The sequence below is a fragment of the Lacrimispora amygdalina genome, assembly GCF_003432035.1.
In the GTDB taxonomy this organism is placed as follows: domain Bacteria; phylum Bacillota; class Clostridia; order Lachnospirales; family Lachnospiraceae; genus Lacrimispora; species Lacrimispora amygdalina.
This window is the reverse complement of sequence record NZ_QOHO01000095.1, coordinates 33,418-44,763: the sequence shown is the minus strand read 5'-3', so window position 1 is coordinate 44,763 and position 11,346 is coordinate 33,418. Positions and strand designations below refer to the sequence as shown.

11 protein-coding genes and 1 riboswitch are annotated in these 11,346 nt (G+C 44.1%); of the genes, 6 read left to right on the top strand and 5 right to left on the bottom strand.

The features are described from left to right. Positions 1 to 36: 36 nt before the first annotated feature. The 3 genes from DS742_RS24510 to DS742_RS24500 all read left to right on the top strand — a co-directional run bounded on the left by DS742_RS24510 (position 37) and on the right by DS742_RS24500 (position 3,544). Positions 37 to 585 carry a PadR family transcriptional regulator gene (locus DS742_RS24510; protein ID WP_117419558.1) on the top strand — a complete coding sequence of 183 codons (549 nt, stop codon included), beginning with the start codon at positions 37 to 39 and terminating at the stop codon, positions 583 to 585. Beyond that, on the top strand, positions 582 to 2,207 hold the full coding sequence (locus DS742_RS24505; protein WP_117419557.1) for an NAD(P)H-dependent oxidoreductase: 1,626 nt from the start codon (positions 582 to 584) through the stop codon (positions 2,205 to 2,207). Before DS742_RS24510 ends, DS742_RS24505 begins: the two co-directional genes overlap by 4 nt. A 30-nt stretch (positions 2,208 to 2,237) precedes the next feature. Beyond that, positions 2,238 to 2,312: riboswitch (Fluoride riboswitch) on the top strand. A gap of 53 nt (positions 2,313 to 2,365) precedes the next feature. Next, entirely contained in the window at positions 2,366 to 3,544 is a 1,179-nt protein-coding gene (locus DS742_RS24500; RefSeq protein WP_117419556.1) for a cation:proton antiporter, read from the top strand. 69 nt (positions 3,545 to 3,613) lie between these two features. Here DS742_RS24500 and DS742_RS24495 read toward each other — a convergent pair whose 3' ends face one another. Continuing rightward, the gene (locus DS742_RS24495; RefSeq protein ID WP_117419555.1) at positions 3,614 to 4,045 is read right to left on the bottom strand and encodes a hypothetical protein; all 432 of its coding nucleotides are present in this window, start codon (positions 4,043 to 4,045) and stop codon (positions 3,614 to 3,616) included. A 66-nt stretch (positions 4,046 to 4,111) separates the two neighbouring features. On the opposite strand from DS742_RS24495, the gene DS742_RS24490 reads away from it, so the two are divergent. Then, positions 4,112 to 4,504 carry a desulfoferrodoxin family protein gene (locus DS742_RS24490; protein ID WP_117419554.1) on the top strand — a complete coding sequence of 131 codons (393 nt, stop codon included), beginning with the start codon at positions 4,112 to 4,114 and terminating at the stop codon, positions 4,502 to 4,504. Positions 4,505 to 4,536: 32 nt separating this feature from the next. Here the strand turns inward: DS742_RS24490 and DS742_RS24485 are convergent, their stop codons facing one another. The 4 genes from DS742_RS24485 to DS742_RS24470 all read right to left on the bottom strand — a co-directional run bounded on the left by DS742_RS24485 (position 4,537) and on the right by DS742_RS24470 (position 9,098). After that, positions 4,537 to 6,507, bottom strand: a complete 1,971-nt coding sequence (locus DS742_RS24485) for a methyl-accepting chemotaxis protein (protein WP_117419553.1) — start codon at positions 6,505 to 6,507, stop codon at positions 4,537 to 4,539. Positions 6,508 to 6,695: 188 nt separating this feature from the next. Then, the gene (locus tag DS742_RS24480) at positions 6,696 to 7,430 is read right to left on the bottom strand and encodes an ABC transporter permease (protein WP_117419552.1); all 735 of its coding nucleotides are present in this window, start codon (positions 7,428 to 7,430) and stop codon (positions 6,696 to 6,698) included. Between the two features lie 4 nt (positions 7,431 to 7,434). Next, positions 7,435 to 8,184: an ABC transporter permease gene (locus DS742_RS24475; protein ID WP_117419551.1), complete on the bottom strand. Its 750-nt coding sequence runs from the start codon at positions 8,182 to 8,184 to the stop codon at positions 7,435 to 7,437. Beyond that, positions 8,184 to 9,098 carry an ABC transporter ATP-binding protein gene (locus DS742_RS24470; RefSeq protein WP_117419550.1) on the bottom strand — a complete coding sequence of 305 codons (915 nt, stop codon included), beginning with the start codon at positions 9,096 to 9,098 and terminating at the stop codon, positions 8,184 to 8,186. The genes DS742_RS24475 and DS742_RS24470 overlap by 1 nt, the downstream gene beginning before the upstream one ends. A 160-nt stretch (positions 9,099 to 9,258) precedes the next feature. Between DS742_RS24470 and DS742_RS24465 the strand changes: the two genes are divergently transcribed. After that, on the top strand, positions 9,259 to 9,978 hold the full coding sequence (locus DS742_RS24465; protein WP_117419549.1) for a response regulator transcription factor: 720 nt from the start codon (positions 9,259 to 9,261) through the stop codon (positions 9,976 to 9,978). A gap of 5 nt (positions 9,979 to 9,983) precedes the next feature. Then, on the top strand, positions 9,984 to 11,339 hold the full coding sequence (locus tag DS742_RS24460) for a sensor histidine kinase (RefSeq protein ID WP_242996782.1): 1,356 nt from the start codon (positions 9,984 to 9,986) through the stop codon (positions 11,337 to 11,339). Positions 11,340 to 11,346: the final 7 nt, after the last annotated feature.

The window sequence follows — 11,346 nt, the reverse complement described above, 5'->3', positions numbered from 1 at the left end:
AATATTATAATTTTATAATATGAAAGGAGATTGCCCATGTCCTTAAGCCACAGCATACTTGGTTTCTTATCTTACGGAAGCATGACCGGATACGATCTGGCCAAGGCTTTCGGTTCATCTGTCCGGTTTTTCTGGTACGCCCAGACCAGTCAGATCTACTTAGAGCTTAATAAACTGGAGAAAAAAGAATGTGTCACCTGTGAAATCATTATCCAGACAGAAAAACCCAGCAAAAAACTTTATTCCATAACTCCAAAAGGAAAACAGGAATTTCTCCGCTGGCTTTCCCAGGAGAATGACGAATTTTCCAAGGGAAATAAAAATGCTTTTCTAATGAAAGTCTTCTTTTCCGGCTGCCGGCCTCCCAAAGAGTCTATTGATATGCTGACTGACTTTATCCGTGACTGCAGCCATTATCAAAACGAGATGAAGCAGATCCCTGACAGCATCGGCCAGTACGGCAGTCTGGTGGAACCGGAACAAAAACTGTATTGGGAACTTTCCGCAGATTTTGGCTATAGCTATATTGAAATGTGTATAGACTGGGCCAGCAGATCTATTAAAAAACTGGAGGAGCTGACATGAATGTCCTGATCATAAACGGAAGTCCCAAAGGCGCAAAAAGCAATTCCATGAAGCTGACAGAAGCATTTATTGAAGGAATGAAAGAAACATCACCCGTTCATGCAGAAACCCTGACCGTTTCCAAACTGGACATCAGGCCGTGTATAGGCTGCTTTGGCTGCTGGAAGGCTACCCCGGGGAGGTGCTGTATGTCCGATGACATGGCGATGGTGATAGAAAAGATTTTATCCGCTGATGTTGTTATATACAGCTTTCCGCTGTATTATTTCGGACTGCCCTCCCATTTAAAGGCGCTGATAGACAGACAGCTTCCCATGGTTTTACCTTTTATGGAAAGAGAAGCTCAAAACGGCTCTCATCCTTCCCGGTATGATATGACAAACAAGCGTTATGTGCTGATCTCCACCTGCGGCTTCTATACGGCGGAAGGCAATTATGATGCCGTTGATTCACAGTTTACCCACCATCTTGGTAAAGGCAGGTACGAAACGATATACTGCGGACAGGGGGAGCTTTTTCGTGTTCCTGAATTGAGAAATCGTACAGAGGAGTATTTAATGACTGTGCGGACTGCAGGCAGAGAGTTTGCTGATGGCAGAATAACCGGTGAAACCAGAGAGCTGCTTTCTCAGCTTCTTTTTCCAAGAGACGTATTTGAACGTATGGCAGATGCCAGTTGGGGAATTGAGCCCCCAGATCAGACCCGGGTACAGGAGAAGTCCCACCCAGCCATTACATTTACCAGACAGATGGCTGCACTCTACCAGAAGAATTCCTGGAATGGGAAAGATCTTGTCTTGGAAATGTATTATACCGATGAAGATAAAACGGCACAGCTGATTATGGGAAAAGATGGCTGTGAGGTTTTAACCCGGGATTTTCAGCCCTTTACCACCAGGATTTCAACTCCTCTTTCTGTGTGGATGAGCATAGCAAAGGGAGAAATCGACGGCCAGACTGCGCTGATGAAACATCTATATCAGGTAGACGGCGATTTTCAGCTGCTGATTCACTGGGATGATTATCTGGGTTCTTCATCTAAATCCGATGTTCACCAGGCTGTTTCCAAAAAGGAAAGCAACATGACTCTTATGCTGCTCCCGTGGTTTCCTCTATGGTTTACAGGCATTTATCATCCTGCTTTGGGTGGAATTCTTTCGGTTTTAGTAAGCGCAGCCATACCTTTCTTCTTTTTCCGGTATCAGCCCACCGTATTTGACGTGTTCTCAGGATTTACGGCAGCGCTTCTTGGAATACTGGCTATAACAGGATTTCCTCCCCTGATTCTCGTGCCCGTATCCTATCTCTTGTTCGGGCTGATGTGGTCAGTAACAGTATTTTTGAAAATTCCCCTGACCGCTTACTATTCCATGAATGGATATGGAGGAGAAAACGCGTTAAAGAATCCTCTTTTTATAAAAACCAACCGGATCCTGACGGCTTGCTGGGGAATTCTATATCTGGCCACTCCTCTGTGGACTTATCTGTTTCTTATTTCAGATTTTAAAGCACCTTTAAGTATCATCAATACGATACTTCCATTTCTTCTCGGATGCTTTACCAAATGGTTCCAGAAATGGTACCCTGCCTGTTACGCAGCCAGTAAAATGCGAAAAAATTAATTGTAAAATAAATAATATTGTAATATAATACGAAAAGCAGGGAATGAAGTTCTCCCCAAGGCAAGACCTTAAACCGCTTAATTAGCTGATGACTTCTGTGATGAAAACTCGCAGACGCATCAGCTTTTTTAATCGACTGTACAGAATGGAGAAAATGTATGTTATTATCACTGGCACTTGTATTTCTTATTGGGATGACCCTGGGTTCACTTTTTGAAAAACTGAAACTTCCAAGTCTTCTGGGAATGATAGTAACCGGAATGATACTGGGTCCTTATGCCCTCCGGCTTCTTAATCCCTCCCTCTTAGGTATCTCCACGGAGCTTCGACAGGTTGCACTGATTATTATACTGACCAGAGCCGGTTTAAATCTGGATATTCAGGATTTGAAAAAAGTGGGCCGTCCGGCTGTTTTAATGTGCTTTATCCCTGCAAGCTGCGAGATTGCTGCAATGATGATATTTGCTCCGCTGTTTCTTGGTATCACACGGCTTGAAGCAGCTATTATGGGAACCGTTGTGGCCGCAGTTTCACCCGCTGTTGTTGTCCCAAGAATGCTGAAACTGATAGAAACGGGTTACGGAACTAAAAAAAGCATTCCTCAGATTATTATGGCAGGCGCTTCCGTTGATGACGTTTACGTAATCGTATTATTCACCGCATTTACCGGTCTTGCCGGCGGGAAAGCAATCACTCCGTCAGATTTTCTTACCATTCCCACCTCAATTGTGTTTGGCCTTTCAGGCGGTACCGCTGCCGGTATGCTTCTGTCCTCTATCTTTAAACGTATTCACTTAAGAGACAGCGCAAAAGTTTTACTGATCCTTTCCATCTCTTTCCTTCTTGTAACAGCGGAACATCAGATTAAGGGAAACATTGGATTTTCCGGGCTTCTTGCCGTTATGGCGCTGGGCGCTGTTCTCAGACAGAAAAAATATGAATTATCCAGACGGCTTTCCCTGAAGTTTTCCAAGCTCTGGGTTGCAGCTGAGGTTCTTCTATTTGTTCTGGTTGGAGCCACAGTCAACATTCAATACGCGCTTAAAGCCGGGTTAATGGCTGTGATTCTGATTTTCTGTGTTATTGTATTCCGGATGGCTGGTGTATTCCTCTGCCTGTTAAAAACGCCTTTAAATAAAAAAGAACGGATTTTTACTGCATTCGCATATATGCCCAAAGCAACCGTACAGGCCGCCATCGGCGGACTTCCTCTGGCCATGGGACTTTCCTGCGGTGATATTGTTTTAACCGTAGCCGTATTATCCATTTTGGTCACGGCTCCCCTTGGTGCCTTTCTCATAGACCGGACTTATAAAATTCTGCTGGAGAAAAATTAATAATAACAAATGCTGCGTTTAAGAACCGGATATTTTTCCGTTATTAAACGCAGCATTTTTAAACACAGGCTAAAGAAATTCCTTCAGCCGTTCCACATTATTTTCTTCAAATTTTAATAGCCGCTTCATCAATTCCACAATCTCGTTTTCAGCTTCTCCCTCATACTGCCTGATCCGCTTAATACAGTCAATAATTCCCCGGACACTGCCAAGTATCAGCATTTCTGCCATATGGGAAGCACTTTTGTCAACCATTGTCTTCATATCAATGGCAAAGTAGGTCATCACTTTCTGAATTTGCCCTATTTCTTTTTCCCTGCACCCATTTTTGTTTAACAGTTCCTTTGCTTCCTCATGAATTCCTGTATATTCCTTCAGCTGCGCGTGTAGCTGCTTTTTGAAGGCCTCATTATCTGTCATTGGTAAAAGTTGGTGTAATGTTTCCACTCCCATCTGGGAATTCTGATAAATGAAATTAAGTAATTCTGCATCACCGCTCATACCTGCACCTCTTTTCTTTTTGATTAGTATGAGACAAAAAAGAAGAATTTATGACAGGAGGAAACAATGAACCAAAAACCGTTATTTTTCACTGACAAGAATCGAAATATCATTCTGGAAGCAATCCTTGGAACTCCCAATGCAGCCATTCCGGACAGCCTGAAGCCATTTGAGGTCCTGGAACCCAACACTTCCGATGCAGCATCAGAAAAGCACGCCCCTGTACTGGAAACCAATGATCTTCATGTTACCGTCAGGGTAGGCAGCGTACTACACCCTATGTCAGAGGAACACAGCATTAACTGGATTATGCTTGAGACAAAAGCAGGCTGTACCATGCGAATCCATTTTACTCCCGGTTGTGAACCTGTGGCTCACTTCACATTAGAGGAGGGAGATTCTCCCAAAGCTGCTTATGCATTCTGCAATCTTCACGGTTTCTGGAAGACAGAGGCGTAGCAAAGACAAATGAAAAACAGATTGATTCAGACTTATATCTGATCTGAACCAATCTGTTTATCTTGTTCATTTACCCGAAAATGCGATACCTCGGTCTGCAGTGCCTGTGCCTGTCCTGCCAGCCATTTACTGGAATCGGAGCTTTCTCTTGCTGTCTCCATATTTGACTGTACTACTTCTGACACCGTTAAAAGGCTTTGATTGATCTGCTCCATCACCTGCACCTGATCCATGGATGAAACTTCTATTTGTCTGATTACTTCTTCTGTCATTCCCGCCTGTCCTGCAATTTCCTTTAATATCCTATCGGTATTTTCCGCCAGGCTCCTGCCTTTTGAAACTGCATTTACCGACTGTTCCACAAGCCCCTTGGTTTCTTTTGCCGCATCTGCAGATTTCGCAGCCAGATTACGGACCTCATCAGCAACGACTCCAAACCCTTTTCCTGCAGCTCCTGCACGTCCCGCTTCCACAGCAGCATTTAAAGCGAGTATATTGGTCTGGAAGGCGATATCTTCAATCAATTTTGTAATACCGTTTATTTTTCTGGAAGTTAAATCCACCTCTTCCATCGCCTGATTTAAGCTGTGCATATGTAAATTTCCTTCGTCTACCTTTTTGCCTGATTCCGTTACATAAACGGAAGCTTTCTTCACATATTCTGCATTTTTAACTGACTGCTGGAATACACCGGTCATTGCACTTTGCAGTTCTTCTATGGCTCCAGACTGCTCAGCAGACCGTTTTGCAAGTTCCTGGGCCCCATTCCATACCTGCCCGGATCCTTCCGTCACCTCATCTGCTGACGCCTTAATACGCAGTAGTGTCTCTCTGAGACGAAAAGCGATTGCTTCCATGGAAGTCCGGATTCCGTTAAATTCTCCTGGATACTGGCAGCCGCTTTCTGCCTGCAGATTCCCGCTGGATATTTCATGAAGAAACCGGGATATATCTGAGATAATGTCTTTATATTTTCCTGCCATTTCATTGACTTTCTGCACGATCTGACCGATTTCGTCACTCCTCTTAACAGACAGTTCCAGGTTTAAGTCTCCGCCTGAAAGCCGTTCAATGGCCTCTGCCGCCTGCCCGATCGGTTTTGTAATACGGTTTGCAATGTGAAGCATGGCCAGTCCCGCAAGTATCATGGAAACAATCCCGAGAAGCAGAGATCCCAGCATGGAGACTGTTACTCCTGACATAAACTCAGACTCCATGGCAGTAACATTAACAGACCAGCCATTGGTATCTGCTATAGGAGTGTATGCCCCGATCTTTTTCTCACCTTTTACCCGAAAAAACCGAAAGCCGGCATCCCCGTTTATCATGGAACGCTCCAGACTGGCTGCCTCCCCATATGCTCCCGGGTCTTTCTTCGCATCCTCGATATCATTTTGACCGGCTAAAACAAGAGAGAAATCTTCATGAGCCATTTTCCTTCCATTCCGGTTTATCATATAAGTAATTCCCGTATCACCAAGCTTGGTATCCTTTATAATCTCTTCAAATACGGAGTAAGGAAACTCAAGCACTACCACAATATCTCCGTAGGGATAGATATACTCATAGGATACATTTCCTTCCTTTACAATCGGATCCGATAATGAAGCCGTTCCTTCTTTTGCCTGTAAAAAAGCCGGATCCTGATTGTAGGAATCTCCATTTACGATAGAAACTCCGTCCTTTGAAAGAATGTCAATCTTATTGAGACCATACTGGGAGCTTGACATATTTAAAAATAACGCGATATTCCCTTCCCGTGCCGCATTTCCTATCTGATAAAGTGCAATGGATTCTGCAATTACTGAATACTCTTTTAACTGCTGGGTAATCTTTTCCGACACCAGTTCTGATGTTTCTTTCAGACATTTGTTTAAAGTTCTGCGGTTTAAATCGTAAGAAAGATATACAGAACCCGCTGATAAAATAAATACAATACAGATAATACACCCCATGGTAAACAAGATCAGTTCTCTTTTTATTCCTGTCTGGCGTCTCTTCATTCCTGCTGTCCTCCGATATAAACGTGTGACTCTATTCCATTATGGAACGAGACAGGATCATTATAACGGATAATATTCTGAAAAGTATAGATGATTTACTTATATTTTACAATTTTTACCAAATGCTTACACAATTTCACCAGGACAACCCCAATTCAATATCAGTTTCCGGAACGTTTGCGTGTTGACTATGCCGCAGTAACATCTTTATAACTCATCCAAATAATTGCTGCTGCTGTTGAAAATGCAAGATAGAACACACATCCTGCCAGAAACTGTCCCAGACTGCACGCCATCGGACCTCCCGGGCGGTTAGCCCTCATTCCCAGGCTCATCAGCGTATACGGATAAAACGCCCCCAGACCTTTGGAAAGTGCTCCGATTCCCAGGACTCCACCTGCCATTGCAATTCCTACCGGCACAGAAAAGCTGCGGATGATCAGGGAAAAGCAAAGCTGGACTCCGCATATGACAATTCCTCCCATTGTTCCATAAACCAGCCATTCTAAAAGCTCCGGAGGAACCGGGCCGGAAAGTCCCGATAATATCCCGGAAATAATAAACAATACACCTATCCAGATCTGAGTCAGTATTACCATGAAAGATGCCATGATGAGCTTTGACAGATATAAATGCAGCACAGGCACTGGCAGTGTCATTACACAATTCCAGTTATGGTTGGTGTGCTCCAGACGGAAAAGATAAGAACAATATACGCCAATCGTCGCAGGCAAAAAGAAATAGCAGGTAAACAGAGTGTGCTGAGTCCAAAGGCTGTACCATTCATCCTGCAGTATTTCAGTATTCTGAAGATAATTAAATGTCCCCATAAAAGCAGGTAGTACAGGCAGAAGGAAGAAGGCCAGCCAGACGGGACTGTGTCTCAACTTCATCCGTTCCCCCCGAAGTACGTTCCATAACATAAGCTTACCGCTCCTTTCTTGTAAAACACCATCGTCCAGTTAAATAGATGGCAGCAAACACTCCCGCGAGCAGCAGATAACTGCTCCGGTCAACAAGAATATACTGCATATCTGCAAGTTTAGTCTCACTGTCCCAATTCATCTCTACCTGTGTCAGAACTCCGTAATAACTCCATAAGACTCCTTTTTGAACGCCCGCCGGCAGAAACAGACTGAAAAGTCCCCCGAAGCTCCCTGTAATTCCAATGACCAAAGGAACCATCTGATTGGAAAATAACAGAGAGAATACCTGCTGAAAAGCCAAAATGGTTACAGTGACGGAAGTTGTAGTGATCATATAGCCAAAAATGCGGCCAGGCGGAAACGGCTCGGTAAAGCCTGCTGCTTTTCCCAGAATAATAATAAGAATAGTCTGGGCAGCCGCAGCAGCGGCCATGTGCAGCGAGGCACAGATAAACTTTGCATCAAATAAAGCACCTGCAGGCATGGCTGTTAAAAGAAGCTTAAAGGTCTGCCCTTTATGTTCCAGATCACAGACTCTTGAGGCTGTGACTGCTGCTATCACTGGCATCATGATGGTATTGAGCACAGTAAAATGATACAGGCACTGCATATAACCCTGGGACAGTTCTTTTACACTCATATCCCGAAATGCCCACATTCCCCACAGGCACTGTACTCCAAGCAATGCTGCGATTGTAACCCAGATCTTTCTCTTTCGTATTTTATAAAATTCAAGAAAAACTGCTTTCATCAAAGATTCACCGCCATTCCTGTTAATTCCAAAAATATATCCTCCAAAGTTTTTTTCCGTTCCTCAATACGGACAACACCAATATCTTCTTTTAAAAACTGCAGAAAATGCCCGGCCAGCTGGCGATCGGAAAGTTTGGGGATCAGTAAGCATCCCCCTTCTTCCTGGCAGGAAACCCCCTGGCTGCTTAACACTCTGCGTGCTGCCTGATTATTCAGAGTACGTATTGCAATACAGCTTTCACTTCTGTCATGAAGAACAGACAGCCTGTCCTGAAAAACCAGTTCTCCTTTGCTGATGACACCAATGTGACCCGCCATCTGATCAATTTCACTTAATAAGTGACTGGATACCATGACTGTAATACCAAATGAGTGAGGCAGCGAACAAATCAGTTCCCGTATTTCCTGAATTCCGGCAGGATCAAGTCCATTAATCGGCTCATCTAAAACAAGGAGTCTCGGATTTCCCAGCAATGCCCCGGCAAGTCCCAGCCTTTGCTTCATTCCCAGAGAATATTGACCTGCCTTTTTATTTTTCTGGTCTTCCAGTCGGACAAGCTTTAAAACCCGGTCGATTTCATTGTCCGGAAGTTCCTTTAAGGTACTGATTATTTTTAAATTTTCTTTCCCTGTAAGATGGGCATAAAAGCTTGGTGATTCAATGAGAGAACCCGTTTCCTTTAAAATAGCAAGACGGTTTTTCCTGTTTACCTGTTTATCAAATACAGTAATGGTCCCGCAGGTGGGTCTTGCAAGTCCCAGTAGCATCTTCATGGTGGTTGATTTTCCTGCGCCATTTGGGCCAAGAAATCCGTAAATTACCCCTTCCGGCACTGCAAGGTCTAAGTCCTTTACTCCCATGGAAGCTCCATATTGTTTGCAAAGTCCACTGGTGGTAATCAAATTTGCCATAATATTAATCTCCTTTGCTTATTATGGTTTCAGTCTAACAGGACTGCCTTACATCAGCCTGTAAGCCACCTTACATTTACCTTAAACATTTACTTTTTCGTTCAAATTTTCAGTATTTCGGTTATAATGGTAACAAAACAGAAGGAAAGGACCAAACGCCATGAATGATATTTTTGACTGCAGACTCCTGCTTGTCGATGATGAACCGGAGCTTCGCAGAATGGTCGGCAATATATTAAAGCAAAGCGGTTTTAAAAAAATCACTTTTGCAGAAAACTGCAGCCAGGCACGGTTACTGTTTACATCAGAAAAACCGGATGGTGTAATACTGGACGTTTCCCTGCCTGACGGTGACGGATTTACCCTGATGAGGGAATTCCGTTCCTTATCATCAGCTCCTGTTCTATTTCTTTCTGCCAGAGACGAAGACGAGAACCGCCTTTTAGGACTGGGACTTGGTGCAGATGATTACATTACGAAACCATTTCTTCCAAGAGAACTGAGCCTGCGCCTTCACGCCGTGTTAAACCGCACCTATTTCCCGGCAGTTTTAAACCGGAAAGAAAAACCTGTCTTTCATCTGGGAAATACAAAGATAGATTTTAACAGCGGCACAATCTCATCAGATAAAGGGACCTTTACCCTCACAGCCAAGGAATATGCACTTCTTGAAAAGCTGTATGATAACAGAGAAAAGATCGTAACCGGAGACAGTCTCTGCCTCGCAGCATGGGGAGACCCTCTCTACGGATACGAGAACACACTGATGGTCCACATACGGCGATTACGGGAAAAAATAGAGCCGGAACCTTCCGACCCTGAATTTCTGATAACAGTCCGGGGACTGGGCTATAAACTGGCGGGGGTGACATTACCTTGAAAAGCATGATGAAAATCTTAAGCAGATATGTAATTTCTGCCGCAGCTGCAGCAATTCTCCTTCTTATCATTAATTTCACCGCTCTGGCTGTATGGCTGTTTCAGTCAGCCAGGGAATACGGAAGAAACTACACAGTCAATCAGATGGCTGAAGGACTTGATGTATCTGATGGAGAATATTCAATTTCTGATTCTATTGCCGCAGAACTGGATCAGAATCAGCTATGGGCTATGCTGATAGACGAGAAAGGCACTGTCATATGGAGCCGAAATCTCCCATCGGATGTGCCCCTGTCCTATACGCTTACTGATGTGGCAGGATTATCCCGCTGGTATTTAAAGGATTATCCGGTAAAGGTCTGGCAGCACAGGGACGGACTTTTTGTAGTTGGAAATCCGAAAAACAGCATGTGGAAGATTGGTATAGAGTTTCCCATGAAAACAATGGACAACTCCCGGTTCTGGATACCCATGTTTGTAATTTTAAATCTTGTCACTGCTGTAATACTTGCCCTGCTCTCTGGTCTCCGGCTGTTTGTCTCCTTAAAAAAACTGACCATCGGGATTGAAAATTTAGCACAGATGAAACCGGTATCAATGCCGGCTCAGGGTATTCTGGGAGATCTGGCTTCCGGAATCAACCATGCTTCGTCCCAGCTGATCCGCCAGGAGGCTGCTTTAAATAAACGGGATAATGCACGCACAACCTGGATTGCGGGAATTTCCCACGACATTCGCACACCGCTCTCCGTAATAATGGGATATGCCGGTCAGATGGAGGAAGACAAAACCCTTACCAGAGAGCAGCAGGAACTTGCTGTCATTATCCGCAGCCAGTGTCAGAAAATCAAAGCATTAATCAATGATTTAAACCTGGCTTCCAAACTTGAATATGACATGCAGCCCATACGAAGAGAAGAATTTAACCCCGCTCCCTTAATCCGCAGTATTGCAGCTGATCTTTTAAACAGCAGCATTTCAGAAAAATATACTTTAAATATTTCCATAGACGAGGATGCACAGAACATGATCTTAACCGGCGACAGCCAGCTGATCAGACGGGCCATTACTAATTTAATATTAAACAGCATGGGGCATAACCCAGACGGCTGTGATATTAAAATCCAGCTGTCCGGAAATTCCGGAACCACTCTACTGTCTGTTACAGATAATGGGACCGGTTTTCCCGCAGAGATACTGAAACGGCTTAACCAGCCATTGGAGCCAATGGAGCTTGATAATCACGGGCTTGGACTCACCATTGTCCGGCAGATCATGAGTGTTCACGGCGGCACAGCTTCTTTTTCCAACCTTACCGGCGGGGGGTGCCGTGTTATTCTTACTCTGCCTGGCGGCACGTAATAAATTT

Bases quoted from the DNA above. Each gene is read 5' to 3' on its own strand.
- DS742_RS24510 (WP_117419558.1), top strand. From the start codon at position 37: ATGTCCTTAAGCCACAGCATACTTGGTTTCTTATCTTACGGAAGCATG.
- DS742_RS24505 (WP_117419557.1), top strand. From the start codon at position 582: ATGAATGTCCTGATCATAAACGGAAGTCCCAAAGGCGCAAAAAGCAAT.
- DS742_RS24470 (WP_117419550.1), bottom strand. From the start codon at position 9,098: ATGGCAAATTTGATTACCACCAGTGGACTTTGCAAACAATATGGAGCT.
- DS742_RS24475 (WP_117419551.1), bottom strand. From the start codon at position 8,184: ATGAAAGCAGTTTTTCTTGAATTTTATAAAATACGAAAGAGAAAGATC.
- DS742_RS24490 (WP_117419554.1), top strand. From the start codon at position 4,112: ATGAACCAAAAACCGTTATTTTTCACTGACAAGAATCGAAATATCATT.
- DS742_RS24480 (WP_117419552.1), bottom strand. From the start codon at position 7,430: ATGTTATGGAACGTACTTCGGGGGGAACGGATGAAGTTGAGACACAGT.
- DS742_RS24465 (WP_117419549.1), top strand. From the start codon at position 9,259: ATGAATGATATTTTTGACTGCAGACTCCTGCTTGTCGATGATGAACCG.
- DS742_RS24500 (WP_117419556.1), top strand. From the start codon at position 2,366: ATGTTATTATCACTGGCACTTGTATTTCTTATTGGGATGACCCTGGGT.
- DS742_RS24485 (WP_117419553.1), bottom strand. From the start codon at position 6,507: ATGAAGAGACGCCAGACAGGAATAAAAAGAGAACTGATCTTGTTTACC.
- DS742_RS24495 (WP_117419555.1), bottom strand. From the start codon at position 4,045: ATGAGCGGTGATGCAGAATTACTTAATTTCATTTATCAGAATTCCCAG.
- DS742_RS24460 (WP_242996782.1), top strand. From the start codon at position 9,984: ATGATGAAAATCTTAAGCAGATATGTAATTTCTGCCGCAGCTGCAGCA.